26 protein-coding genes and 1 riboswitch are annotated in these 24,840 nt (G+C 46.3%); of the genes, 12 read left to right on the top strand and 14 right to left on the bottom strand.

Annotation, left to right across the window (positions count from 1 at the left end):
- Window positions 1-80 precede the first annotated feature (80 nt).
- On the bottom strand, window positions 81-1,073 hold the full coding sequence (locus ASG02_RS14700; RefSeq protein WP_035411886.1) for a zinc-binding dehydrogenase: 993 nt from the start codon (window positions 1,071-1,073) through the stop codon (window positions 81-83).
- A gap of 109 nt (window positions 1,074-1,182) precedes the next feature.
- Here ASG02_RS14700 and pepT point away from each other — a divergent pair, with 109 nt between their 5' ends.
- Window positions 1,183-2,418 (top strand): peptidase T, encoded by a 1,236-nt coding sequence (gene pepT, locus ASG02_RS14695; RefSeq protein WP_035411883.1) that lies wholly within the window; start codon window positions 1,183-1,185, stop codon window positions 2,416-2,418.
- Between the two features lie 88 nt (window positions 2,419-2,506).
- Here the strand turns inward: pepT and ASG02_RS14690 are convergent, their stop codons facing one another.
- The gene (locus ASG02_RS14690) at window positions 2,507-3,376 is read right to left on the bottom strand and encodes a prohibitin family protein (protein WP_056064758.1); all 870 of its coding nucleotides are present in this window, start codon (window positions 3,374-3,376) and stop codon (window positions 2,507-2,509) included.
- 299 nt (window positions 3,377-3,675) lie between these two features.
- Between ASG02_RS14690 and ASG02_RS14685 the strand changes: the two genes are divergently transcribed.
- Together ASG02_RS14685 and ASG02_RS14680 are read left to right on the top strand one after the other, a co-directional pair.
- Window positions 3,676-5,298, top strand: coding sequence for an ABC-F family ATP-binding cassette domain-containing protein (locus ASG02_RS14685; protein WP_035411871.1), 1,623 nt, complete (start codon window positions 3,676-3,678; stop codon window positions 5,296-5,298).
- A gap of 65 nt (window positions 5,299-5,363) precedes the next feature.
- Window positions 5,364-5,744 (top strand): NUDIX domain-containing protein, encoded by a 381-nt coding sequence (locus ASG02_RS14680; RefSeq protein WP_056064755.1) that lies wholly within the window; start codon window positions 5,364-5,366, stop codon window positions 5,742-5,744.
- Window positions 5,745-5,970: 226 nt separating this feature from the next.
- Here ASG02_RS14680 and ASG02_RS14675 read toward each other — a convergent pair whose 3' ends face one another.
- The 5 genes from ASG02_RS14675 to ASG02_RS14655 all read right to left on the bottom strand — a co-directional run bounded on the left by ASG02_RS14675 (window position 5,971) and on the right by ASG02_RS14655 (window position 10,423).
- Window positions 5,971-6,438, bottom strand: coding sequence for a hypothetical protein (locus ASG02_RS14675; protein ID WP_056064751.1), 468 nt, complete (start codon window positions 6,436-6,438; stop codon window positions 5,971-5,973).
- 75 nt (window positions 6,439-6,513) lie between these two features.
- Complete coding sequence (locus tag ASG02_RS14670; protein WP_056064748.1) at window positions 6,514-7,461, bottom strand: RimK family alpha-L-glutamate ligase; 948 nt, start codon at window positions 7,459-7,461, stop codon at window positions 6,514-6,516.
- On the bottom strand, window positions 7,458-8,516 hold the full coding sequence (locus tag ASG02_RS14665) for an LLM class flavin-dependent oxidoreductase (protein WP_056064745.1): 1,059 nt from the start codon (window positions 8,514-8,516) through the stop codon (window positions 7,458-7,460). Before ASG02_RS14665 ends, ASG02_RS14670 begins: the two co-directional genes overlap by 4 nt.
- 76 nt (window positions 8,517-8,592) lie before the next feature.
- Window positions 8,593-8,695: riboswitch (SAM riboswitch) on the bottom strand.
- Between the two features lie 109 nt (window positions 8,696-8,804).
- Complete coding sequence (locus tag ASG02_RS14660; RefSeq protein ID WP_035411859.1) at window positions 8,805-9,443, bottom strand: DUF975 family protein; 639 nt, start codon at window positions 9,441-9,443, stop codon at window positions 8,805-8,807.
- A gap of 194 nt (window positions 9,444-9,637) precedes the next feature.
- Window positions 9,638-10,423, bottom strand: coding sequence for a DUF817 domain-containing protein (locus tag ASG02_RS14655; RefSeq protein ID WP_082478715.1), 786 nt, complete (start codon window positions 10,421-10,423; stop codon window positions 9,638-9,640).
- Between the two features lie 153 nt (window positions 10,424-10,576).
- Between ASG02_RS14655 and ASG02_RS14650 the strand changes: the two genes are divergently transcribed.
- The 6 genes from ASG02_RS14650 (at window position 10,577) to ASG02_RS14630 (ending at window position 14,627) form a co-directional block, all read left to right on the top strand.
- Window positions 10,577-11,242 carry a YitT family protein gene (locus tag ASG02_RS14650; RefSeq protein WP_035411857.1) on the top strand — a complete coding sequence of 222 codons (666 nt, stop codon included), beginning with the start codon at window positions 10,577-10,579 and terminating at the stop codon, window positions 11,240-11,242.
- Window positions 11,243-11,396: 154 nt separating this feature from the next.
- A complete protein-coding gene (locus ASG02_RS14645; RefSeq protein WP_035411854.1) occupies window positions 11,397-11,852 on the top strand; it encodes a MarR family winged helix-turn-helix transcriptional regulator in 456 nt (151 codons plus the stop codon).
- Between the two features lies 1 nt (window position 11,853).
- A complete protein-coding gene (locus tag ASG02_RS15635; RefSeq protein WP_156359011.1) occupies window positions 11,854-11,994 on the top strand; it encodes a nitroreductase family protein in 141 nt (46 codons plus the stop codon).
- Entirely contained in the window at window positions 11,981-12,589 is a 609-nt protein-coding gene (locus tag ASG02_RS14640; protein ID WP_056064742.1) for a nitroreductase family protein, read from the top strand. The genes ASG02_RS15635 and ASG02_RS14640 overlap by 14 nt, the downstream gene beginning before the upstream one ends.
- A 42-nt stretch (window positions 12,590-12,631) precedes the next feature.
- Window positions 12,632-13,234, top strand: coding sequence for a nitroreductase family protein (locus ASG02_RS14635; protein WP_235514051.1), 603 nt, complete (start codon window positions 12,632-12,634; stop codon window positions 13,232-13,234).
- A gap of 76 nt (window positions 13,235-13,310) precedes the next feature.
- The gene (locus tag ASG02_RS14630; protein WP_056064736.1) at window positions 13,311-14,627 is read left to right on the top strand and encodes a hypothetical protein; all 1,317 of its coding nucleotides are present in this window, start codon (window positions 13,311-13,313) and stop codon (window positions 14,625-14,627) included.
- A 21-nt stretch (window positions 14,628-14,648) separates the two neighbouring features.
- On the opposite strand, the gene ASG02_RS14625 is transcribed toward ASG02_RS14630, so the two are convergent.
- The 5 genes from ASG02_RS14625 to ASG02_RS14605 all read right to left on the bottom strand — a co-directional run bounded on the left by ASG02_RS14625 (window position 14,649) and on the right by ASG02_RS14605 (window position 19,703).
- Window positions 14,649-16,085 carry a DEAD/DEAH box helicase gene (locus tag ASG02_RS14625; protein WP_035411845.1) on the bottom strand — a complete coding sequence of 479 codons (1,437 nt, stop codon included), beginning with the start codon at window positions 16,083-16,085 and terminating at the stop codon, window positions 14,649-14,651.
- 63 nt (window positions 16,086-16,148) lie between these two features.
- Window positions 16,149-17,222, bottom strand: coding sequence for a 23S rRNA (adenine(2503)-C(2))-methyltransferase RlmN (gene rlmN / locus ASG02_RS14620; RefSeq protein WP_023469793.1), 1,074 nt, complete (start codon window positions 17,220-17,222; stop codon window positions 16,149-16,151).
- 124 nt (window positions 17,223-17,346) lie between these two features.
- The gene (locus ASG02_RS14615; protein WP_156359012.1) at window positions 17,347-18,150 is read right to left on the bottom strand and encodes an ABC transporter permease subunit; all 804 of its coding nucleotides are present in this window, start codon (window positions 18,148-18,150) and stop codon (window positions 17,347-17,349) included.
- Window positions 18,150-19,031 (bottom strand): ABC transporter ATP-binding protein, encoded by an 882-nt coding sequence (locus tag ASG02_RS14610; RefSeq protein WP_056064730.1) that lies wholly within the window; start codon window positions 19,029-19,031, stop codon window positions 18,150-18,152. Before ASG02_RS14610 ends, ASG02_RS14615 begins: the two co-directional genes overlap by 1 nt.
- A 12-nt stretch (window positions 19,032-19,043) precedes the next feature.
- Entirely contained in the window at window positions 19,044-19,703 is a 660-nt protein-coding gene (locus ASG02_RS14605; protein ID WP_069201505.1) for a methyltransferase, read from the bottom strand.
- A gap of 86 nt (window positions 19,704-19,789) precedes the next feature.
- On the opposite strand from ASG02_RS14605, the gene ASG02_RS14600 reads away from it, so the two are divergent.
- Complete coding sequence (locus tag ASG02_RS14600) at window positions 19,790-20,113, top strand: heme oxygenase (RefSeq protein ID WP_035411837.1); 324 nt, start codon at window positions 19,790-19,792, stop codon at window positions 20,111-20,113.
- A gap of 122 nt (window positions 20,114-20,235) precedes the next feature.
- On the top strand, window positions 20,236-20,973 hold the full coding sequence (locus ASG02_RS14595) for a hypothetical protein (protein ID WP_035411835.1): 738 nt from the start codon (window positions 20,236-20,238) through the stop codon (window positions 20,971-20,973).
- 55 nt (window positions 20,974-21,028) lie between these two features.
- Here ASG02_RS14595 and htpG read toward each other — a convergent pair whose 3' ends face one another.
- Both htpG and ASG02_RS14585 read right to left on the bottom strand, forming a co-directional pair.
- Entirely contained in the window at window positions 21,029-22,891 is a 1,863-nt protein-coding gene (htpG, locus tag ASG02_RS14590) for a molecular chaperone HtpG (protein ID WP_056064728.1), read from the bottom strand.
- Window positions 22,892-22,973: 82 nt separating this feature from the next.
- Window positions 22,974-23,843 (bottom strand): hypothetical protein, encoded by an 870-nt coding sequence (locus ASG02_RS14585; RefSeq protein WP_056064726.1) that lies wholly within the window; start codon window positions 23,841-23,843, stop codon window positions 22,974-22,976.
- A 135-nt stretch (window positions 23,844-23,978) separates the two neighbouring features.
- Between ASG02_RS14585 and ASG02_RS14580 the strand changes: the two genes are divergently transcribed.
- Window positions 23,979-24,809, top strand: a complete 831-nt coding sequence (locus ASG02_RS14580) for an SDR family oxidoreductase (protein WP_056064722.1) — start codon at window positions 23,979-23,981, stop codon at window positions 24,807-24,809.
- Window positions 24,810-24,840 lie beyond the last annotated feature (31 nt).

Below are 24,840 nucleotides of genomic sequence, written 5' to 3'. Positions count from 1 at the left end.
AAAAAATCCGCTACTGAATTTTTCAGTAACGGATTTTTTATATTTTTAACAGGAAATGTAAAATGAATGGAGAATCATTTTTAATGGGTTGGATATACACTCACTTTACCAAAGTGTGATGTTTGATCAAATCGTTGATAGAGATCGTTTAACGCATCGCGTTCATAGGGAATCTGCTCTTCAATCCGTATTTCAATCACTCCTTCTTCCACTAAACGAATGAGTTCTGCTAAGTGATGTTGCTGTTGCTTCATCTCCTCTACTTTTCCTTTTAGCAACGGGAGCGCGACGAACACAGCTTCGAGTGACAAGGCTTTACTATGCATCATCGTTAAATCTTGTGTCGTCCGTGTCGCGATTGAAATGATGCGTCCCCGCTCTTTTGCGAGTATGAACGATTCTTGTAAATGGTCACCACCCACTGTATCAATGATGACGTCGAATCCATCCAGATCGAGTCGTTTGAGCAATGTTTCAGCTGATTCTTCCTTGTACCGGTGAATGCGAATCCCTTTTGCTTCTAGCCAAGCTGCCTTCTCGTCAGAAGAGGCGCTCGCTGTAACGTCACATCCATAATGACGAGCCAGTTGAACGGTAAGATGTCCTACTCCACCCGTTCCGCCTGCTACATATACGCGGATTCCTGGGGTAATCGCGATTCGCTCTTTTAAAATTTCCATTGCTGTCAATCCAATCACCGGTAAACAACCAGCAACCTCAGCCGATACCCCTTCCGGTCGTAAGACTGCCATTTGTTCAGGCACAAGCATTTCTTCCGCTAACGCACCGGCGCGTTTTCCAAGTCCACCGCCGAATGCGACGATGCGATCGCCGACAGAAAAAGACGTCACACCCTCCCCGATTTCAATCACTTTCCCCGTTACATCACCCTGGAGAATTCCAGTCGTTGAAGCCGCCGCCACATGTCCGAAAAACATCTTCGTATCAAGTGGATTGATGCTTGACCCCTCGATTTGAACCCGTAATTCGTACTTCCCCGCTTTTTCGGGTGTGACGTCTTTTTCTGTAAGTGATGCATTTTTTCCGTACTGATCGACTACGAATGCTCTCATGAAGAATTCCCCCTTTTTCAATATTAGTCTATCATGATTCAGAATTCTCTCACATTAGTCGTTCATGCTATGATGAAGATATCTTATGACGAGAAGGGACGTTTTTGATTTGAAACAAGAATTGATTGATCGTCTAACTACATACGTGAAAGTCGATACACAGTCGAACTATGAGAGTATGACTGTTCCAACGACAGAAGGGCAATGGACACTAGCTCGTTTGCTCGTAGAAGAATTAAAGACAATTGGCATGGAAGAAGTCACCGTTGATGATAATGGTTATGTCATGGCGACATTACCTGCCAATACAGACGCAGACATTCCAACAATCGGTTTTCTCGCTCATCTCGATACAGCGACAGACTTCACAGGTACGAATGTCCGTCCACAACTCGTGGAAGCATATGACGGAAATCCCATCACATTAAGTGAAGTGCCATCCGTCATTCTATCGCCAACTGATTTTCCTGCACTGCACAACTACGTCGGTCACACCTTGATGACGACAGATGGGACGACATTACTCGGAGCCGATAATAAAGCCGGAATCGCAGAAATCATGACAGCCATGCATCATTTGATTTCACATCCGGAAATTAAGCATGGTCGCATTCGTGTTGCCTTCACACCTGACGAAGAGATTGGTCGTGGACCACATCACTTTAATGTCGAAGCGTTCGATGCCACGTATGCTTATACGGTCGACGGCGGTCCGCTTGGTGAGCTTGAATACGAGAGCTTTAATGCGGCGGCGGCTAAAATCGTCTTCCACGGAACAAATGTCCATCCGGGAACAGCAAAAGATAAGATGGTCAATTCGCAGAAACATGCGATGGCGTTCCACGATCGTCTTCCCGGAGAAGAGTCTCCTGAATTCACGGATGGTTTTGAAGGATTCTTCCATCTGATTTCATTTGACGGTTCGGTCGAAAAAACGACGCTCGACTACATCATTCGTGATTTTGATCGTGAAGCCTTCGAGGGACGGAAACACTTCTTGTCTGCCCTTGTCGATGAGTGGAACAAAAAGTATGGTGCTGGTAGTGTGGAAATCGACTTACACGATCAGTACTACAACATGCGTGAAAAAATTGAGCCCCACATGCACATCGTTGATATTGCTCATGCAGCGATGGAGTCGCTTGATATTACGCCAATCGTTAAACCGATTCGTGGTGGAACAGATGGATCACAACTCTCATACATGGGTCTTCCGACACCGAACATCTTTACCGGTGGCGAGAACTATCATGGCAAGTTCGAGTTCATCTCTGTGGATAATATGGTGAAAGCAACACAAGTCATCATTGCCATCGCTCAAGGTTTCGAACAAGCTTCGCACTAATCAAAAAGCAGATTCTCAGCGCTGAGAATCTGCTTTTTTCACGTCTGCCGTTGTGGTCTTTAAGCGGTTTATCTTAGACATATTTCAATTAGTTTTTTTCTTGTGTCGTACCGTCAGGAATCGGTAGTTGAACCATACTCCCTGATCCACTGACAAGTGGTGATTTCCCGTCCCACTTCTTGACAGCTTCGTATTGAATCATTTCTTCCGTCAACGTCTTCTGTAATTCTTTTTGTGCTTTTGCCAACCCTTGAGCTTCGATCAAACGCGCATCGGCTGCTCCTTTTGCTTCTACGCGAAGACGTTCTGCCTCTGCTTTAGCGATTTCAAGATCCGTTTTCTTTTTATCGAGTTCCTGCGACGCTTTGACACGCGCATCGATTGCTTCCTGTGTCTTTTCATCTGGTTTTGGTGCACCGAGTGCGACATCCTCGATGATGAAACCGATGTCCTTGACGTCTTCTGCAAACTGCGTCTGAATGCTCGTAGAGACGTTTCCTGATTTTTCACCGAACAGTTCAAGGACGGTAACTTTCGAGATTTGCTCACGCGACGCATCATAGAGTCGTTGTTTCAAGTAACCTTTGGCAATCTCATCGATTTCGATCGGTCCGAACTTGTTGAAGACTTTTGTCACCTTATCCGGCGAAACGGAGAAGCTGTATGTAAAGTCGACGACGATGTTCTTTCCGTCTTTAGTCGCAAGCGTCATGTTATCAAGCGATTTCGTCTGTGTACGGATCGGATACTCCGTCACCCGTGTGATTGGTGAAACGACATGCCAGCCTTGCGATAACGTCTCATCTTTGACACCGCTTGACGGGGTGTAAACGACACCAACTTGCCCGGGTTCGATTTGTTCGACGACGAACGGCGTTGTAGCCAGCAGGGCTAATACAAGTACACCGGCGATGATCATCGATGGACGAATTTTTTTCTTCGGTTTGATTTCTCTCATTCTGAATCTCCTTTATCAATCTTTTCTTGGATATAGCGATAGAGTTCCATGCCAAGCAAAACGATGAGGGCGAAAAACAATAACGTGAAAAAGATGGCCATCTAACCCCTCCTCTAGCGAATTCCTTACTTTCTTCTACGCATCCATCTGGAAAATGTTTCATTATTTTAAATGTCCGGTTGCTTATTTTTAATTTCTGTCCTAATATGGAAAGAACTTTGCCTGCTCTACGACAGATCACGATTTGTGGTACACTCGAATGAGCACATCACTTACTAGAAACGAGGGTTCATCTCTATATGATTACAGTACAAAACGTCGGTCTTCGCTTTGCGGACCGAAAATTATTCGAAGACGTTAACATCAAGTTCACGCCAGGTAACTGTTACGGTCTGATCGGTGCGAACGGTGCCGGTAAATCAACGTTCTTGAAAATTCTCGCTGGTGACATTGAAGCACAACAAGGCGATGTCATCATCACACCAGGCGAACGCTTAGGCGTCCTTCGCCAGAACCATTACGAATACGAAGAATTCCAAGTCATCGAAACAGTCATGATGGGACACAAACGTCTCTATGAAGTCATGAAAGAAAAAGATGCGATCTATATGAAAGAAGATTTTTCAGATGAGGACGGCATGCGTGCTGCTGAACTCGAAGGTGAATTCGCTGAAATGAACGGTTGGGAAGCGGAGTCGGAAGCAGCGATGCTTCTACAAGGACTTGGCATCAAGGAAGACCTTCACTCGAAAACGATGGCTGAGCTGACAGGATCTGAAAAAGTTAAAGTCTTGCTTGCACAAGCGTTGTTCGGTAAACCTGACATTCTTTTACTCGATGAGCCGACAAACGGACTCGACCTGAAAGCTGTCAAATGGCTTGAAGAATTCCTGATCGGATTCGAAAATACGGTCATCGTCATTTCCCACGACCGTCACTTCTTGAACAACGTCTGTACGCACATGGCGGATCTTGATTACGGTAAGATCCAACTGTATATCGGAAACTATGATTTCTGGTATGAATCAAGTCAGCTTGCTTCGCGTATGGCAAGTGACCAAAACAAGAAAAAAGAAGAGAAGATTAAAGAACTTCAAGCCTTCATCGCACGTTTCAGCTCAAACGCTTCGAAAGCGAAACAAGCGACGTCACGGAAGAAATTGCTTGATAAAATCACACTCGACGACATTCGTCCATCATCACGTCGTTATCCGTTCGTTGGCTTTACGCCAGAACGCGAAATCGGAAATGATCTCTTGATGGTCGATGGTCTCTCGAAGACGATCGATGGCGTCAAGGTCCTTGATAATGTCCGCTTCTCGTTGAACAAGACGGATAAAGTCGCGTTCATTAGCCAGAGCGATATCGCGATCACGACACTATTCAAAATCCTTATGGGTGAGATGGAACCAGACAGCGGTACATTCAAATGGGGCGTCACGACTTCCCAATCATACTTGCCAAAAGATAACTCGGAATTCTTCGAAGGCTCGGATAAGACGATCCTCGATTGGCTCCGTCAATATTCACCGGCAGATGAGAGCGATACGTTCCTCCGTGGATTCCTCGGTCGGATGCTCTTCTCAGGAGAAGAAGTCATGAAAAAAGCATCTGTCTTATCCGGGGGCGAAAAAGTCCGTTGTATGCTTTCAAAAGCGATGCTCAGTGGTGCTAACGTCCTTGTACTCGACGATCCAACGAACCACTTGGATCTCGAATCGATCACGGCACTCAACGATGGTTTGATCGCTTATAAAGGCGCAATGCTCTTCAGCTCGCATGACCACCAGTTCGTCGAAACGATCGCGAACCGGATCATCGAGTTGACGCCAAACGGTATCGTCGATAAAGAAACGACATACGATGAGTATTTGAACAACGATACGATCCAACAGCAATTAACAGCGTTATACGCACAATGATTTTAAAAGAGACCGGAACTGTCGTTTCGGTCTCTTTTTTGAACACGTTGAAGGAGGAATGCGATATGCGACATCGCGTATGCGCTGCGTTGATTGAAGAGCAACAGATTCTAATGGTCGAATTACATACCCCTTCCCGGACATTTTGGACGTTACCCGGCGGAGGTGTCGAGAATGGTGAAACAAAAGAGCAAGCCATCATGCGAGAAGTGTTAGAAGAAACGCATCTTCACGTCACGGTCGAACGGAAACTTTACGAGATTTCAATGGATCAAGGAACAGAGACATGTTTTCTCGTTCGCCGTGTCTTAGATAGTCCTGAACCTCGACTCGGGATCGATCCTGAACTATCGCTTGATCAACAAGAATTACGAGCTGTTCGGTTTCGACCACTGAATGAGATGCAAAATGATTCACAGATTTCTCGTTTGCGTCGACTATCGTAACGATATAATCTTTGGATTAAATGAAAATTTAATAACCGTATTTATACTTAAAAATAGTAGTCGGTAACTAAGCTTTTTGATAATCCAAAATCGCTCGATCCAGCGATAGAAAACGAGAACGTTATCAAGGTGTCGACTGCCTATCCGTTTTACCGAGTGATCATAAATCGTATACGAATCGATAAGATATGAAAAAACGGATTCCCCAGTGCGGGAATCCGTTTTTTCATGCATTGTTCTTCTTTTGTTTCGCTGCCTCTTCTTCGACACGTTGCAACAAGCCCTGAACAATTTTCTCGTTTTCTCGTTCGCCACCGAGTGACAAGAGACTTTTCCCAACGAAGTTTGCCCCTTCATTTTTTCCTGTATAAATCAACAGACAACGAGCGTGTCCAAGTGGTTTGAGCGTAAACGTCATCTCAATCTTAAATATTTTAGCTAACGTGAATCCAATCGTATTTTGTTTAAAGTCCGGCTCATTCGTATAGGCTAAATCGGTCACGATGTAGGTTTCGAGTCGGTTGCCCTGCATGTACGTTTGACGATACGTCGAACCGACGACACCCGGTTTTCGTTCAATCACCTCATGCTGGACGACGTTCGGAATCAGACGTTGCAGCCGCGTGTGATCAAACAAGTGCCATGCTTCCTCAATCGGGATATCGAGCTGTCGTTCTTCTCTCCACGTAATCATAGATCCGCCCCCTTTCTATAGAAATACCCCGTCATCCGGTCTTGTAACGTCCGGTGACAGGGCGGGAGCAGATTCTTATTTTACTGTGCTTGTTTCAAGTGCTGCACCGAGGAACTTCGCCAGTTCGAGCATGCCGTAGCGTCCTGCAGCTGCCTCAGCATCGGAATTATAGTTCGTATTCGTATTGACGTCATACGTATAGATCGTACCTGACGCATCCTTGATGAACTCGATACCTGCGACCGCAATCTGGTTCGCTTGGAGGAACGCTTCGTACTTTGCAATGATTGGATCATCGAAGCCTTCAACGATTTGGAACTTCATCGGCGTTTTCGGCGCTTCTTCACCAACTGGGCAGAACAAGTCGTCGATCACACATGCATCCGCTGGGCAAAGCTCAAAACCTTCTGATGTATCGACTCGAACCGCGTAGACAAACTTTCCACCTACGAACTCACAGCGCGTGATGTACGGTTCTGGTGCTTGGATATACTCTTGAATCAATGTGATGCCATCGATTGGTTCGTCGAATGTCGGACCATCGAGATAAGCTTCAAGTGCTTCAATCGAATGGAATAACTGGACGCCGAGACCTTTCCCGGCACGGTTATGTTTCGTGATGAATGACGAAACACCGATTTCTTTTGCTGCTTGTACGATTTGATCACGTCCGACAGCAGCCGTTGTCTTTGGTACACGAATCCCAGCCTTACGTAACGCTGTGTATTGATTGACTTTGCTGACTTCAAGACGGAGCGCACGCGTTCCGTTAAAGACAGTCCGGTCATGCTCTTCTAACCAAGCGAGGACCCCTTCCGTCAACTCTGGCGCATAACGATGCCCCCGCGTATGCGAAGACGCACTCATACGGCTGTAAAAGACACCTTCTGGCGGCAGTTCATCTAACGGTACGATTCCTTCATTCAAGTGCCACTGCTCGTACGGCAACTTGAGTTCTTCGAGACGTTTGATGAGATGATCCGTCCATTCTTGGTTTTCGTGGAGAATATGAATTTTTGTCATGATTGTTGACCTACCTTTCGTTTCGCTTCGACCAGTGGCATTACGTCACGGGCAAAGCGTTCCATTTCTTCAAGTTGTGGTGAGAATTGTAACAAGAGCAACGTGACACCAACGGCTTCGAACGCTAGAATCCGTTCGGCAATCTGTTCTGGTGTTCCGATCAAGTTCGGTCGCAGACCACGGTTCGAGACGGAATAATCATTTCGTTCGACCTGTTGTTCGAGTTGCGATTTACTGATGAAATCTTGATAACCGGCATAACCGGCGCTGTCTTCCTTGACGTCCGTGATGCGTTGCCACTCAAGAAGCGCTTCTTCTTCCGTATCCCGACAAATGATGTAGGCAGCAAGACCGAAGCTCTCAAGCGGTGCGTGTCCCGTCGCTTCCCGGCGTATTTTCATATCATTGATTTTATGAACTACTTCTTCAACAGTGCCTCCATGCATGACGTAGGCATCACAATGTTCGACGATCGTCCGTTTTCCGGCTTCACTCTCTCCACCAGCGTAGAGCTTAATCCCCGGACGCTGGACGGGTTTCGGATGGAGTTCTGCCTGTTCGATCGTGTAGTGATTACCGGAGAAGCTGTACGGTGACGCATCTGCCCATAGTCCTTTCATGACCGTGACGAACTCTTCCGTCCGGGCATAGCGCTCATCATGTGCAGTAAAAATACCGTTATATTGTTTTGCTTCTTCTGCCCACCAGGCCGAGACGACATTGAGCGTAAATCGCCCTCCACTCAACTGATCGATGTTTGCTGCCATCTTCGCCGTCGTCGCCGGATTATGGAACCCGGGACGAACCGCTGTCATGATCTCAAGGCGTTCTGTTGTTGCAGCAATCGCCGCTGCCGTTGTCCATGCCTCAAGACTCGGTTCCTTGATGCCTTTGATATCGTTCAAGTTCAATTCCGCAATCAACGTCGTCGAGAAGCCGATCCGTTCAGCTGTTTGTGCGACTTGTTTCGCATAATCGAATGTCGCTGGCATCTGTTCATCCTCGACGTTACGTAGCCATCCCCCAAAAATCGGTAACCAAAAACCATACTCCACTCCATCGTCCCCCTTATCATAAAAAAAAACGCTCTTTTCGAAGTTCGAAAAGAGCGACGGTATCTTGTCCTGTCCGCTCTTATCTTCAGAAGGTATCCCTTCCTGGAAGTAGCACCTTCCGCCATAGCGGGGTTGCTGAAGTGTCTTCGGGCCAGTCCCTCGACTTCTCTAGATAAGATGTGTTGCATTTATCGTACAGAATTCATTGAACTAAAGCAACCATTAAACCGTCTTTTCCTATCGGATTTATTTCAAAGAAAAATCCCGACGTAGTGTCGGGATTCGGAATTAGTATGGTGCGACGAAATCTGATGTCTGCTCTGGCGCTTGCTCCCCACGAATACGATCGTAGAATTTGGCAAGCGTGACACTGAAGTATGGTCCGACCCATAAGACAGCAAGACCAAGCGTAACGATGACAAGCAACGCCCAACCAATGAATGATAGGAAGAGTAAAAATGCTTCCATTTTATGACCATCCATGAGTTGACGTGAACGCGTGATTGCCTCGAGAATACCGATTGACGGCTCATCCCGAAGGATGTAGTACGTCAACAAGTAAGAGAATGACTTGATGATACCAGGAATGATTAAGAGTAACGTCCAGAGCGCGATAAAGATGAACTGAACAATGGCCAGCCCCACCACTTTCAGGAACATACCATATGGCTCAAACAAATCCGTCACTTTCGTTTCTTCGCCACGAGCAATCGACATGGCAATCCATGTCCAACCGACTCCTACTGGAATCAATAAAATCGACACCAATGATACAACGAGATCTATACTACTAGACGGCTCATCGATATCCGATCCAAATAAATTAGGAACACCCTGAATAATACTAAACAGCAGAAAAGCTAGGACTGCAAATCCCCAACGACCGCTGAGCGACTCCTTCGCTGCTTTCTTTAATTGAGATGACATGAGTAAGGTCCTCCTTGAAAAAATAAGTTCTCACCTTACTCTACGGCTTAAAACTTCTAATGTTTCACTCTTTTTTCAATAATTTCCTGTCTCGTTGTTGGTTGAGCCAAGCAGGCTCAAATTGTCGTCCACATGTTAGAACGAACGTTGAACATCGAAGCGCCCCATCGCAAACGAAATATCATATTTTTCGTCTATGTACGCTGATATATCTCCACAGCCGGATCCCGTTGCTTGTATTTCGCGACGATGACGATCAGGACCGTGATGATCACAAGCAGGAACCAAGAAGATAATTTTCCGAGATCAACGACTTCCCATCCTCTTTCCTGATGCGGATAGACCCACCCTTTAAAGAACGTCACGATATTCTCAGCGATCCAAATAAAGAACGCGATCAGTAAAAAAGATAGGACGAGCGGCATCCGGTAGATCGTCTGCTCGATCGTAAAATGAACCCATGACTTATAGAAGACAAGGACGACGAGGACCATCAATAGCCAGCGTGCATCGAAGATCCAGTGGTGGGTGAAGAAGTTGAGATAGACGAGACTGCCTACGCTGATCGCAAGCCAAGGTGGTGGGAATGCTGTGAAGCGTAAATGAAATCTCCGGAACGCTTGACAGACATAACTTGCGACACTTGCATACATGAACCCTGCATACAAGGGAACACCAGCCACTTTCGTTAGAGCCTGTTCCGGATAACTCCAAGACCCAACGTTTACTTTGAACAGTTCAAGTGCTAGACCAATCACGTGAAAGAGTAAGATCAGTTTGAACTCTTCCAGCGTTTCATAACGCGTGACAAGTAAGACGATTTGGACGAGAAGACACCATAGCAACAGGAGATCGTATCGAGCAACCTGTTCAGCAGGAAGATAACGTGAAAGAGCAAGCGCTGCGAAAATCATGACGGGAAAGACGCAACAGACGGCTTCTATGTATGTAAAACGAATCAGGTGTCGGATCGCTTTCATCCTGTCATCTCCTTTTTTCTTCAGTATACGTTTCTCTTTCGACCTTCCCCTCCTTCTTAAGATGGAAAAAACGGAAAATTTCGTCTTTCTTCTTCTACTTTCCTCATGATACAGTTAACGAATCAATTATTTTTAAGAAATGAGGTGTTAGACATGACGCGTCATCGTGCTTCCTGGTTATTACGCGCTACGTTAAAGTGGGGACTCTTCCTACTCGGTTTATTTTTACTCGCTCTCGGCTCGTCGATGATGATCACTGCGGAACTCGGTGTCTCGACGTGGGATGTATTGCATCTCGGTCTCCAAAAGAAAACACCACTGTCCGTCGGAACGATTATTTTGCTCGTTGGTCTATTACTCGTGTTCGTTAAGTACACATTAGACCGCGTCACACCGCAAATTGGAACACTCGTTAATGCGATTTTCGTCGGTGTCTTCATGAATCTTGTCCTTAATTCTCATCTCTTACCCTCTTTTGAGTCGATCTGGTTGAATACGATCTGGTTGATTTTCGGCATCTTCATCATCGGCATGGGGGCAGGTCTTTATGTTGCTGTCGGATACGGAGCCGGTCCACGCGATGGGTTGACGCTGACACTTGCAGAACGATTTGGAACGTCGATTCGTCTGATGCGGACGATCATGGAGGTCACGGCATGCGGCATTGGCTGGTTGCTCGGTGGTCCTGTTTTCTTCGGTACAATCCTATCGATTTTCTTAATCGGACCATTCCTGCAATTTTGGTTGTTCTATTTCCGTCGGATCATTGCAGCGATCGATGCAAAAGGAATTCCAGCGTCTAAACGCCAAATTAGCTAAGTCGCCTGACTCGATATCATTCCGCGTGAATGATATCTCTTTTTATGTTAAAAGCAAATAAGTTGCGTCATCAAATTAAACACGTTATATTCGTTTACATATCAATCTTTGATACGTCAAAGGTTTCTTCGAACGAAGGGAAGGATGTGATGGATTGAGTATCTCCTGCACTGAAAAAGGACGGTTGATCTATGCACTCGTTTCTGTCAATAAGACGATTGCTCAAAAATTCGATCTCTGTACGGATGGTTTTAGTCAGACTCGAATGGATCTACTCGCTCAACTACAAGTCGATCAAACGATTAGCCAAAAAGAGTTACAAAAACGCGTCAATGTGGATCATGCGGCAGTGACCCGTCATCTCAAGCACCTGGAATCGACCGGGATGATTGCTCGCGAGCGTTCAGCTGCTGACAATCGGGTGATTCTTGTTTCTTTAACGGAACAAGGGGCGACGCGCATCGCTCAATTACGCGAACAAAAAGATGAGTTTCTCGAGGATCTACTCGAAGGATTCTCTGCTGAAGAACAACGGACGTTAGCTGAGATGATTCAGCGCATCGAAGCAAACGCTGACGCATTACCTAAACTAAAAGAGGAGTCGATTTAATATGGCAACGCAAACTCAAACAGACTTCATGGAAATCGTTAAAGGACGTCGCTCGATTCGTAACTACGACACGAACGTAAAAATTTCAAAAGAAGAAATGACACAAATCCTTGAAGAAGCAGGACTTCATGGAAATCGTTAAAGGACGTCGCTCGATTCGTAACTACGACACGAACGTAAAAATTTCAAAAGAAGAAATGACACAAATCCTTGAAGAAGCAACACTTGCACCTTCTTCCGTCAACATGCAACCATGGCGCTTCCTCGTCATCGATAGCGAAGAAGGTAAAGCAACACTTGCACCACTTGCGAAATTCAACCAGGTCCAAGTCGAGACATCTTCTGCTGTCATCGCTGTCTTCGGTGACATGAACGCAGTCGATCAACTCGAAAACATCTACGACACAGCTGTTGCGAAAGGGCTCATGCCACAAGAAGTACGCGATCGCCAAGTACCTGCGATCCAAGGCATGTACAGCAGTATCTCAGCAAACGATTTGAAAGATAGCATCTTGATCGACTCAGGTCTCGTTTCGATGCAATTGATGCTCGTCGCTCGTGCGCACGGATATGATACGAACCCAATCGGTGGTTACGAGAAAGATCAAATCGCAGAAGCATTCGGTCTTGAAAAAGAGCGTTATGTACCAGTCATGTTGCTATCGATTGGTAAAGCGGTTGACGCAGGATACCCATCGGTTCGCCTACCGATCAACGACATCGCAGACTGGAAATAAGTTTTTCACACTATAAAAAAGAAAAAACATACACAAGGGAGATTGAATAAAGGACGTCGCTCGATTCGTAACTACGACACGAACGTAAAAATTTCAAAAGAAGAAATGACACAAATCCTTGAAGAAGCAACACTTGCACCTTCTTCTGTCAATATGCAACCATGGCGTTTCCTCGTTATCGATAGCGAAGAAGGAAAAGCAACACTTGCACCACTTGCGAAATTCAACCAAGTCCAAGTCGAGACATCTTCTGCTGTCATCGCTGTCTTCGGTGACATGAACGCGGTCGATAGCATCGAGACAATCTACGATATGGCTGTTGAAAAAGGTCTCATGCCACAAGAAGTACGCGATCGCCAAGTACCAGCCATCAAAGGTTTCTACCGTCCAGAAGACGTTGAAACATTACGTGACAGCATCTTGATCGACTCAGGTCTCGTTTCGATGCAATTGATGCTCGTCGCTCGTGCGCACGGTTACGACACAAACCCAATCGGCGGTTACGCAAAAGATCAAATTGCGGAAGCATTCGGTCTTGAAAAAGAGCGTTACCTCCCAGTCATGTTGCTTTCAATCGGTAAAGCAGTAGATACAGGATACCCATCGGTTCGTCTACCAATCGCTGACATCGCAGAATGGAAATAAGCGATCTCACTCAGTCCGGATTCCTTTTATAGGAATCCGGCTTTTTTGTATACTCAGAGAAAAGGAGGCGTCTGTAATGTATGATGTGACGATTATCGGAGCCGGTGTAGCGGGAATCTTCCTTGCTCATCAGCTCGTTGAAGATGGGCAATGCGTCTTACTGCTCGATGCCGGAAAACCAATCCGCAAGCGAACAGTAGAAGATGCGTATCTTGGATTTGCAGGGCTTGGAAAATCAGAAGGAAAATTCAATTATGCGATGGGATTTGGCGGAGAACTCGTCTCAAAAATCGGTGAAGAGACGACACGACGACTGTTCCAAGAAGTCGATAATCTTTTATGTACATACGGTGCCGATATGATCGAGACCTACTCGACGCATTCACCTGCTGTCGCAATTCGCGCCCGTCGTGCTGGTCTCCATACGGTCGAGACAACAGTGCGCCATTTAGGCACAGCACGGACAGTTGGCGTCTTCACGGCGTTTGAGGATGCTTTATTGCCACGACTCGATGCTCGTTTCGAAACGACGATCGAACAGATCACGAAGTCGGAGGCGTTTACGATTAAAACAGCGGACGAAACCTTCGTAAGTCGACGGATCGTGTTCGCGACAGGTCGTTCCGGTGCAGACTTTACGTTGCAACAGTTAGCGACGCTTGGTGTCATCCCACAGCGGATCCGACTTGATCTCGGAGTGCGGGTCGAGACGGATGAGGCACTATTTCGAACATTACTACAGGAGACGTTCGAGACAAAGCTCGGTTACGACTCACCTTATGGTAAAGCCATCACCTATTGCATGAATCCACGCGGACGGATCATCCGCAAATATCAAGAAGGACTCGTCATGCCGGACGGTCAAAACGTCCATGAGACGGCAGATGGATCAACGAATTTGAACTTTACACTGTTTCTCCCGCGTTATTTTTCGACGTTAGCACAAGCCAATGCATACGCCACACGCGTTATCGGAGGAATCAATCAAGGACAGGATCGCATCGTTGTCCAGCGCCTCAGTGACTTTCGAAAATCGCGAGCGACAACAACGGATCAATTGCTTCATAACGGAATCATCCCTTCGCTAGCTGCTTCCCCTGGAAATTTACACGCGGAAGTACCTGTGGAAGACCTCCTCGTCTTAGAAGGTTTTTTAAAACGCCTCGAGCGACTCCTTGAGACGGAACTTCCAGCAGATACGTTACTTTATGGACTAGATGGTAAGTTTTACGCACCGATGCTTGAGACGTCAGAAACATTTGAGACGACATGCTCCGGTGTCTATGCGATCGGTGATTGCTCTGGTGCAACGCACTCTCTTGCCCAAGCAGCCGCTAGCGGACTTCATCTCGGACATGCTTTGACGCAAACAAGCCGGTCCCTCTTCGCCTAAGCGGAGATGGACCGGCTTGTTTTACTTCTTGAATGCTTCATACACCTTCAATTGTTTCCCTTTGACTTTCGTCGTCTTCATCGCTCGTAAGACAAGCGGACCTTTGCCGTTCAGGATATCGACATACGTCAACGTATCCTGAATCGAGATGATCCCGATATCGTCTGCTGTGACGCCTTCAATCTTCGCGATCGTTCCAACGAAGTCGACGGCACGAAGTTTCTTTTTCTTTCCGCCGTTAAAGAACAACTTCATGATGTCGGCATCGAGCTGTTCCGTTTTCGAAGAACGCGTATCTGCCGTCGCCATTTTCTCTTCGAACGCATCCGCTGTCCGCATCAAGTCCTTTTCCGTCGGTGCTTGGCGGCGTGTCAGCTTCCCGTGATATTGCTCGATTTCCTTCAGGCGACGTTCGTCTGCTGGTGTGACGAGACTAATTGCTTGTCCAGTTGCTCCTGCACGACCCGTCCGACCGGTCCGGTGAACGTAGCTTTCTCGTTCGACAGGGAGATCGTACTGGATGACATGCGTGATGTTCTCGATATCGATACCGCGTGCTGCGACGTCTGTTGCAACGAGAATCCGGAATTTACCGGCACGGAACGCCTTCATCGCATCGAGTCGATCGTCTTGTTCCATTCCTCCGTGAATCGCTTCAACCGGATAGTCATGTGCACGGAGACCATTCGCAACGAAATCGACATGTTCTTTCGTCCGACAGAAAATCATACAGCGATCCGGGTTTTCAGCGACGAGGACATCTTTTAGAATCGCGAATTTCGTCTTATCCGTCACCGGAATATAACTATGCGTAATCGTTGAGACGACGGTTTCACCCGCTTCGATTCGTTTCGGTGCATCCATGTAACGATTGCTCAACTGTGCGATATCTTCCGGGAAGGTCGCAGAGAATAAGAGTGTCATCCGATCTTTTGGTAACTCGGACAAGATGGCGTCGACTTGATCGAGGAAGCCCATATTCAGCATTTCATCGGCTTCATCCAAGACGACGTAACGGATTTTCTCAAGCGATAGCGTGCCCCGCTCGATATGATCGCGTACACGTCCCGGTGTACCGACGACGACGTGTGTCTTTTGTTTGAGTTCCGTGACTTGTCCACGGAACGGTTGCTTGCCGAAGACGGCCGTCGCTTTGATCCGCTTATAGCGTCCGATGTTCATGATGTCTTCTTTGACCTGCAAGGCAAGCTCACGTGTTGGCGTCAAGACTAAGACTTGTGGTTTGTTTTCTTCCCACTCGACGAGTTCACAAAGGGGGATTGCGAAGGAAGCCGTCTTCCCACTTCCTGTCCGTGATTTGACGATGACGTCTTTTCCGGATAATACGACGGGAATGACCGATTGCTGGACTTCGGTTGGTGCCGTGTATCCGAGTTGCTCGATCGAGTCGAGAATCGGTGTGCTTAAGTTAAAATCATTGAATCGTATACGTGTCATAGGATGTCCTCATTTCTTATCGTAAAAAAAGCTTCCCACCGAAACGATGAGAAGCCCAACGAATTATTTGGATGCTACTTTATCTTTTTTGATTTGCTTACTACGTAATTGACCACACGCAGCATCGATATCTGTTCCGTGCTCAAGACGAACACCACAGTTCAAGCCGTTCTTCTTCAACGTATCGTAGAACGTCGTGATATCTTCAGACGTACTGCGTTGATATTGACCGTGCTCATCGACTGGGTTGTACGGAATCAAGTTGACATACGTCAGGTGACGTTTGTCTTCAAACAATTTCGCGAGTTCGACCGCGTGTTCTTTTTGGTCGTTGACGCCACGAAGCAAGATATACTCGATCGTGATTTTACGGTTCGTTGTTTGAACGTAATAATCGATTGCTGGCATCAATTTCTCAAGCGGAATCGCCCGGTTGATTTTCATGATTTGCGTACGCAATTCATTGTTTGGTGCGTGAAGCGAGATAGCTAAGTTGACTTGGAGTTTTAAGTCAGCGAACTTGTAGATCTTGTCTGCCAAACCACTTGTTGAAACCGTGATGTGACGCGCACCGATTGCAAGACCATTGTGGTCCTTGATGACGTTCAAGAAGTCGACCATGTTGTCGAAGTTATCGAACGGTTCACCGATACCCATGACGACGACGTGGCTGACACGTTCTTCGTTTCCGACTGCATCGAGGTGATGTTGAACGTTCATGATCTGCTCAACGATTTCGCCTGCTGACAAGTCGCGGCTCTTCTTGATGAGACCACTTGCACAGAAGCTACAGCCGATGTTACAGCCAACCTGTGTCGTAACACAGACAGAAAGACCGTATTTATGACGCATCAAAACCGTTTCGATCAAGTTGCCATCATATAATTTGAAGAGGAACTTGATTGTTCCGTCTGCTGATTCTTGCTTGACCGCTTCTGTCATCGAGTCAATCGTAAAACTCTGATCTAACAACTCAAGGCAATCCTTGTTGACATTCGTCATTTCCGCGAAAGTCGTGACACGTTTACGGTAGAGCCAATCCCATACTTGTTTGGCACGGAATGGTTTGTGCCCTTGATTCGATAACCATTCTGTCATCTGCTCAAGCGTTAATCCATAAATGGATGGTTTATTCATTTCAAAAGACCTCATTTCTTTTTCCAGAACTACAACATTCCTTTATCTTAGTAAAAATCAGCGCGTGACGCAACGTTCAAATCCTAAATGTTCAGTTTCTGTAAATTTTTTTCGTCACTTTCGATCAAATCGACAGACTTCGACGCCCGAATTGAACGAATGCTCCAGTCAAGAAAATGAGAAATAGGACGAATAGGATGACCGAATGGAGCAGAAAATGATTCGTTCCTTCTAGTAATTGCGTCGTATTGAATAAGGAGAAGACGGATAGATAACGGAGCCACTCTGTCTTGTCACTCAGTTCAGACAAAATCGTCAAGACGATCGATAGGACGAGTACACTACCAGCAAGCGAAAAAGCGCGTCGTTCTTCATCGAATAACGTCGCAATGAATAACGTAAATGTACCAATTGCAAAGAGTAACATTAGCGCATTGAGTTGAATTCGCCATAATACCATAGTATCGATCGTAATTCCGCTCATCCACCAATCCGCTACCATCAATACGAGACCGTTCAGCGTGACGAGAAGAAGACTAGCGAGTCCGATGACGCTTGCAACTGCTAACGTATAGTCATTTCGTGTGATCGGTGCCGCTAGGTAGACGATCAATTCTCCATTGTCGATTGGTCGCGCGACGAGTCGTGCTGCTAGCGAGAGTAAAAATAGACTCGCGATGACTTGGAAGATCAATCCGTAATAATTCCCACCGAGCAGATCAAGCACATTATTGAATCCTGTCACCTTATCGTATTGGAATGCTTTTAAGACTTCTGGGGGTAATGCTTGAAGCTTTGCTTCTAATAAACCTGTCTTCATCATCGATGGATAAAGCAACGCAAGCATCAACAAATAAAGACTCGTTCCAATCGCATAAGCAAGAACAGGCTTTCTGACTTGCTTGAATAAAGAGCGGATTAGAAACATCACGATGGTTCCTCCTCGCCGTAATAATGCAAAAAGACCTGTTCTAGATCATCCGCCGATTGTCGGATCAATCGCACATCATACTGCGTTAAAAAAGCAATCACCTGATTTAAGGTCAACGTCTCATCCGTTTGAAAACTGACTTCTGTCCGCTTCGGTTCAACGCCGACTTGCATCGCGAATTGCGCCGCTTCCGTCTCGCTTTGAAAAACGATCGTGTACACCTTTCGACTCGATCGAATCAACGCATGAATATCGGATTCGACGATGATGCGGCCCGCTTTGATTAAAGCGGCTCGATCACACGACTTTTCCATCTCTGGAAAGTGATGCGAACTCATCAAGATCGCTTTTCCCGCTTGTTTCTCCTGTTCAATCCACTCTAAAAAACGCTCTTGCATCAAGGGATCAAGTCCACTTGTCGGCTCATCGAGTAGGTAGACCGGCGCATCCTTCATGAAACAACCGACAAGTGCCAGTTTTTGTTTCATTCCTTTTGACATCTTTCGGATTTTTGTCTTCGTCTCAAAGGGAAACCGTTTCAACAACAATTGCCGCCGTGCCGGATCGCTGCCGTGTAGTCGCTGCATCAAATCCAGCATGTCTGCTCCTGTCATGTCTCCAGGCAGACTAATTTCACCCGGTAAATAACCGACCAACTGCTTTACTTCTTTACTTTGATTCCAGCAATCAAAACCGCCGACGGTTGCTTTTCCATCGTCCGCAGCCAGTAGTCCCATCAAATGCCGGAGCGTCGTTGATTTTCCGGATCCATTTGGTCCGATAAAACCGAATATCATACCCGGCTCAACCGTAAAACTGACATCGAATATCCCGCGTCCCGGCGCAAATTCCTTCGTCACATGCTCCAAACGGATCATCATCCGACCTCCTCATCCCTTATTTCGCTCATCACTGTATTCATACCCGTTTTGAAGCAGTTTGTTCGGATCAAAACGATAGATGACGAATCGCTCGTCGTGATTTTTGTCATAAAGATCCCGCAATCGAATCTCATCAACTTGATCAAATACGGTATGGCGCTCTAGATACTCCCGGTATTCATCGGTTGGGTAATACAAAATGAGATCAACTGAACGCGAGGAGCGCTCGACTGAACTTAAGATGTGATCGACTATTTTCATGAAAATTTGCGAAGAGAATGGATTGAAAAAATAAAACTTGTTTGCCTCATCCGGAATGACGTACTGCTCGGCATACGCCTGTTCAAATCGTAAACCTCCGGAACGCCGCTTCCGTCGACTTTGGTAGTTCCCCATATTCCGGATCGCGTCTTCGTAAAATTGTCCGTTCATCTCGATTCCGATGACGGAGCAGTCAAAACGGTCGTGTAAGTAAAAGTTCAAGCGCCCTTTCCCACATCCGAAGTCAATGACAGTATCCTGTTTTTGAAACAAATACGTTTCGCACAGTTCGTCTAATGCTGCATAGGGCGTTGGTTCATATCGATTGTAGTGACTAAACACACTATAAAGATGTTGCATCTCAATGGTCTCAATTCGTAGTCGGTGATCGTATTCCTGTTCATTCATCGTTTGTTCCTTCTTTCCGGCATTCTTGCCTTCATCGTACTATACTGAAGAAGTACATTATTCGTTTTTTGAAAGGGGATTTCATAATGATCGTCGTTACGAACCGTATTAAAGTCAAAAAAGGCATGGCTGCTGCCCTCGCTCCTCGTTTTACACGTCCAAGTGGACTTGATACGATGGATGGATTCATCCGCGTCGAGGTCTTGTTGACACAAAACATCGAAGAACATGATGAGATGAACGTCAACATGTACTGGGAAGATATGAAGAGTTTCCAAGCATGGCGGGAAAGTGACGATTTCAAAGCGTCCCATAGTCGACCGGCGAATAGTGAAGCGGGAGAATCGCCAATGCTCGGTAGCGAGATTCTGACGTACGAAGTCGCTTCGGTCAAAGAACGCGCGCAATAAACTAAAAAGGACTCGTCTTGAGTCCTTTTTGTGTGCCCCTATCAAAATAGTGAAAGGGTTTATTTGTCTCAAATGGTATTATTTGTTATTATAGTGCCAATACAGAGAGAAGAGGACCTTTCATGAATTCGTTAACTATATTTGAACAAGTCATTCGTAGCTTACCTGACGATCGTACGTTACGACGTGATGAATTATGGACGGATGATTTTTTATTGCAACAGGAGAATAATCTAACCGTCTATTATTCTCCGATCGGTGAATATATCAATACTGAGGCTAAAGTCGTCATCGTCGGGATCACACCTGGCTTTGAACAGATGCGAATCGCCTTTGAGGAAGCGACGGATGCGCTCCATCATGGTGCTTCGCTAGAAGAGACGGCACGGCTCGTCAAATATACAGCCAGTTTTGCTGGAACGATGCGACGTAATCTCGTCCAGATGTTAGATGCACTTGAGCTTCCAGCATTGCTTGGAATCGAGACGACGGCTAGCTTATTTCATCAACATCAGGAATTATTACATCCGACGTCACTGTTAAAGCAACCCGTCTTCTATCGGGAAAAAAATTATTCGGGGCATCAACCGAAGATCAGTCGCAGTCCTTTGTTGAGACATTATGCGGAGGAACACTTCGTCGCTGAAATCAATCAGCTACGAAAACCGACACTGTTGATTCCACTTGGTCGTGTCGTCGAAGCACAAGTCCGTAGTTTGATTCATGATGGACGAATCGAACAGCATCAGCTTCTTTCAGGCTTCCCTCATCCATCTGGTGCGAATGGTCATCGGAAAAAACAGTTTGAAGAGAATCAACCGTACTTAATGAAACAGCTCATTCAGCATTTTGCGGAGTAGCTCATTCTTTTTTTGAAAAATGACGCCATCCTCATACGGATAGCGTCATTTCAATTTAAACCATTAATAAACACACATCATTCGCGAATGCTACTGGATCCTCGAGTGGGAGTCCTTCGACAAGCAATGCTTGTTGATACATCAGTTTTGTATAGCGCTCAAATTTCGAACGGTCGTTTTGATAAGCTGATTCAAGAGATTTAAACACCAGGTGTGACGGGTTCAACTCGAGAATCTTGACCGCTTCTACCCCTTCATTATTCGGCATCGCTTTCAAGATTTTCTCCATCTCAATTGAGACGGCGCCGTCTGTCGCAAAGCAGACAGGATGCGATTTTAGACGCGTCGATGCTTTGACTTCCTTGACCTGTCCACTTAAGATCTCCTGCATCGCTTGGAACATTTCTACTTGTGCCTCTGTCGTCTCTGCTTCTTCTGCTTCGATTCCTAAGTCACTGCTCGTAACCGATTTGAATGTTTTCTCGTCATACGTCATCAGCATCTGAATCGCGAACTCATCGATTTCTTCCGTGAAGTACAAGATGTCATATCCTTTATCACGGACGAGCTCGGATTGCGGTAATTTATCCAAACGATTTGTGCTCTCACCAGCGGCGTAGTAGATATGCGCTTGGTCTTCCGGCATCGCTGCGACATATTCTGCGAGCGTGATCAACTTCTTCTCCTTCGCTGAGTAGAAGAGGATCAGGTCCTGTACCTGTTCTTTATGCATGCCGTAATCATTGTACATACCAAACTTCAGCTGACGTCCGAACGCTTGATAGAACGTTTCGTACTTCGCGCGATCTTCGCGTAAAAGTGCTTCGAGTTGTGTTTTAATTTTACTTTGGATATTTTTCGCGATCAGTTTCAATTGACGATCGTGTTGCAACAACTCACGCGAGATGTTAAGCGATAAGTCCTCCGAGTCGACCATTCCTTTGACGAAACTGAAGTGATCCGGCAACAAATCACTGCATTTTTCCATGATCAAGACACCATTCGCGTAAAGCTCGAGTCCTTTTTCAAATTCTTTCGAATAATAATCGTACGGTGCCTGTTCCGGAATGAATAAGATCGATTGATAACGAACGGCGCCATCGACGCTGATATGAATGTGTTTTGCCGGTTTGTCAAAACCATACCGCTTCTCTTGGTAGAAATTCGCATAGTCTTCGTCTGTCAATTCTCGTTTGTTCTTCCGCCAGATCGGCACCATACTGTTGATCGTCTTGACGACCTCGACCTCTTCCGTCTCATCACTGCCTTCGATCGGCTGACGTTCGAGTTCCTTCATCTCAATCGGATAACGGATGAAATCTGAATATTTCTTGATGATGCTGCGCAGACGATAAGTCTCGAGGTATTCGTCATACGATTCTTCTTCCTCGTTCGCCTTGATGTGGAGCGTAATCTCCGTTCCGACGGTTTCTTTGTCGACTTCCTCGATCGTATAACCTTCGACACCACGCGATTCCCATTTATAAGCGACTGCACTGCCGAACGGTTTCGTAACGACAGTGACGACGTCTGCGACCATGAAGGCAGAATAGAATCCGACACCGAATTGACCGATGATATCATGACCATCTTGTGCTTCATTCTCTGCCTTGAAGGCAAGCGACCCACTCTTCGCGATCGTACCGAGATTCTCTTCTAGTTCTTCCTTCGTCATTCCGATTCCCGTATCACGAATGATGAGTTGACGCGCTTCTTTATTTGGTTCGATCGTAATTTTGTAGTGTTCCTTCTCGAACGAAATCGTCTCGTCCGTCAATGCTTTGTAGTACATCTTATCCATGGCGTCACTTGCATTTGAGATCAATTCGCGCAGGAAAATCTCCTTATGCGTATAGATGGAATGAATCATCATCTCCAGCAATCGTTTTGATTCCGCCTTAAATTGTTTCGTTTCCATGCTCATTCTGCCTCCCTTTTTTAGCACTCAATCATACAGAGTGCTAATTCATCTCCTATTATTAGGGAGTTCGAAATATCTGTCAATCACCTTTTTCACTGTATGTCGCGACTTTTTCACGGACGATTTTTCCGATTTGACGTAAGTGTTCCGCTGACCCATAGGTGCCATGGCTGACGCCTTTTTCATCCTTTCGATTACCGAGACCGATGAACTGCTCACTCGGTTTGAAGTGGAGTCCGACGACGGGGACCTGAAATCGTGACGAGAAGCTGATTTGAAAAATCGCGTCTGGATAATCCGTTGGTCGATAGGTTGTCCAATCGATATCTGGTTCGAGCTTCACAAATCGTTCCGTGTGTTCCTTACCGAGCAGGATGATTCCTTTTATCGAAAACAGTTCAAGCAGGCGTAACAAAAATGTCTGACCGAACGGACTATCTTCCAACACGCTGCGTTCTTTGATCGCTCCCATGTAGTGGTGCGTCGGAAACGGAAAAAAATCCAGATGAACGACTGGATCAAGCGCCTCCTCGTAAAACGACGCACCGAGTCCGTTCAAGAATCCTTCAAGCTTACCGCCACCAGGTCGACCGAACCAGGTCCGGTACACATTTGGTTGTTTAAAGTAACGATTGAAGCGCCGGATTGAATCTGTCAGCGTCTCCTCCTGGAGATAATCCTCCCATGACATCGACTTCGGACGAATAAAGAGCGGACCGGTCTCGTCGAATCGTAATGCGCCCGTCCGGTCTAAAAACTGCGTTCGGGATGGGTTCGTCGCGATCGTCACCCAACTGCTACGCGTCGCATCACCAAACCAAAGGACAGGTGTCGTTTGATCAATCAGTTGATCTGCGAACGCACTTTTCTCGAGCGTCATTTGATACTCGACAGCTTCCTGTAATAATTTTTTGGCAAGTTGCCATTGATCGGATGTCAGCGTTCTCATCTCCCTTTTTACAGCGATTATGCTGTTGTAGATGTACCCCTTATCTTCTATTACTAGACGCATCGATGGGTTTAATCTCCATTTCTCCGGGAATGTTTCATAAGGTGAACGATACGACTTAGGAGGGATTTAGCAATGGGTAGACTGGATCAAAAAATAGCTGTCATTACCGGCTCGGCAACAGGGATTGGACAAGCGACTGCGCTTGTATTCGCAGAACAAGGAGCAACGGTCGTTTGTGCCGATGTCTCACTTGAAAAAGCACAACAAACAGTAGAACAGATTACACAACAAGGCGGGAAAGCGGAAGCCGTCCATGTCGACGTCTCAGACGTCGAGAGTGTTGAGCAACTTGCGAAGCATGTCAAAGAGACATACGGTACGGTCGACGTCCTCTTCAACAATGCCGGAATCGATGAACAAGGCGGGAAAGTCCACGAGTATCCAATCGATCTCTTCGACCGGATCATCGCTGTCGATTTACGCGGTACATTCCTCGTCAGTAAATTCTTGATTCCACTCATGCTGGATAACGGTGGTTCGATCATCAACACGTCATCGATGTCGGGTCGCGCAGCTGACTTGAACCGGTCTGGTTATAACGCGGCGAAAGGCGGGATCGCGAACTTCACTCGCGCGATGGCAATCGATTACGCGCGTCATGGTATTCGTGTCAATTCGTTATCGCCAGGAACGATTGAAACACCACTCATCGATACACTCGTCGGTGAAAAAGAAAAAGAACAAGGCAAACAGTTCCGCGATGCGAACGCCTGGATCACACCACTCGGTCGACTCGGTAAACCACGCGAGATGGCAACGGTCGCCCTCTTCCTTGCTTCTGACGACAGCTCATATGTCACAGGTGAGGACATCACGGCGGATGGCGGCATCATGGCTTATACATGGCCGGGAGAGATGTTAATCGATTCGAAGTGGAAAGACGAAGCAGAAAAAAGTGAATGAGCAATGCGCGGTGTAACCCTTTAGTTGCACC

The sequence above is a fragment of the Exiguobacterium sp. Leaf196 genome (genome assembly GCF_001423965.1).
GTDB lineage: Bacteria > Bacillota > Bacilli > Exiguobacteriales > Exiguobacteriaceae > Exiguobacterium_A.
Note: the sequence above shows the minus strand (reverse complement) of the source record. Positions and strands in the feature narration are given on the sequence as shown.

What these genes read in the sequence shown, in the direction of transcription:
- rlmN (WP_023469793.1), bottom strand. Translation starts at nt 17,222, where the DNA reads ATGAATAAACCATCCATTTATGGATTAACGCTTGAGCAGATGACAGAA.
- ASG02_RS14655 (WP_082478715.1), bottom strand. Translation starts at nt 10,423, where the DNA reads ATGAAAGCGATCCGACACCTGATTCGTTTTACATACATAGAAGCCGTC.
- ASG02_RS14580 (WP_056064722.1), top strand. Translation starts at nt 23,979, where the DNA reads ATGGGTAGACTGGATCAAAAAATAGCTGTCATTACCGGCTCGGCAACA.
- ASG02_RS14685 (WP_035411871.1), top strand. Translation starts at nt 3,676, where the DNA reads ATGATTACAGTACAAAACGTCGGTCTTCGCTTTGCGGACCGAAAATTA.
- ASG02_RS14650 (WP_035411857.1), top strand. Translation starts at nt 10,577, where the DNA reads ATGACGCGTCATCGTGCTTCCTGGTTATTACGCGCTACGTTAAAGTGG.
- ASG02_RS14615 (WP_156359012.1), bottom strand. Translation starts at nt 18,150, where the DNA reads ATGTTTCTAATCCGCTCTTTATTCAAGCAAGTCAGAAAGCCTGTTCTT.
- ASG02_RS14700 (WP_035411886.1), bottom strand. Translation starts at nt 1,073, where the DNA reads ATGAGAGCATTCGTAGTCGATCAGTACGGAAAAAATGCATCACTTACA.
- ASG02_RS15635 (WP_156359011.1), top strand. Translation starts at nt 11,854, where the DNA reads ATGGCAACGCAAACTCAAACAGACTTCATGGAAATCGTTAAAGGACGT.
- ASG02_RS14675 (WP_056064751.1), bottom strand. Translation starts at nt 6,438, where the DNA reads ATGATTACGTGGAGAGAAGAACGACAGCTCGATATCCCGATTGAGGAA.
- ASG02_RS14630 (WP_056064736.1), top strand. Translation starts at nt 13,311, where the DNA reads ATGTATGATGTGACGATTATCGGAGCCGGTGTAGCGGGAATCTTCCTT.
- ASG02_RS14670 (WP_056064748.1), bottom strand. Translation starts at nt 7,461, where the DNA reads ATGACAAAAATTCATATTCTCCACGAAAACCAAGAATGGACGGATCAT.
- ASG02_RS14690 (WP_056064758.1), bottom strand. Translation starts at nt 3,376, where the DNA reads ATGAGAGAAATCAAACCGAAGAAAAAAATTCGTCCATCGATGATCATC.
- ASG02_RS14595 (WP_035411835.1), top strand. Translation starts at nt 20,236, where the DNA reads ATGAATTCGTTAACTATATTTGAACAAGTCATTCGTAGCTTACCTGAC.
- ASG02_RS14660 (WP_035411859.1), bottom strand. Translation starts at nt 9,443, where the DNA reads ATGTCATCTCAATTAAAGAAAGCAGCGAAGGAGTCGCTCAGCGGTCGT.
- htpG (WP_056064728.1), bottom strand. Translation starts at nt 22,891, where the DNA reads ATGGAAACGAAACAATTTAAGGCGGAATCAAAACGATTGCTGGAGATG.
- ASG02_RS14680 (WP_056064755.1), top strand. Translation starts at nt 5,364, where the DNA reads ATGCGACATCGCGTATGCGCTGCGTTGATTGAAGAGCAACAGATTCTA.
- ASG02_RS14600 (WP_035411837.1), top strand. Translation starts at nt 19,790, where the DNA reads ATGATCGTCGTTACGAACCGTATTAAAGTCAAAAAAGGCATGGCTGCT.
- ASG02_RS14625 (WP_035411845.1), bottom strand. Translation starts at nt 16,085, where the DNA reads ATGACACGTATACGATTCAATGATTTTAACTTAAGCACACCGATTCTC.
- ASG02_RS14605 (WP_069201505.1), bottom strand. Translation starts at nt 19,703, where the DNA reads ATGAATGAACAGGAATACGATCACCGACTACGAATTGAGACCATTGAG.
- ASG02_RS14610 (WP_056064730.1), bottom strand. Translation starts at nt 19,031, where the DNA reads ATGATCCGTTTGGAGCATGTGACGAAGGAATTTGCGCCGGGACGCGGG.
- ASG02_RS14585 (WP_056064726.1), bottom strand. Translation starts at nt 23,843, where the DNA reads ATGAGAACGCTGACATCCGATCAATGGCAACTTGCCAAAAAATTATTA.
- ASG02_RS14640 (WP_056064742.1), top strand. Translation starts at nt 11,981, where the DNA reads ATGGAAATCGTTAAAGGACGTCGCTCGATTCGTAACTACGACACGAAC.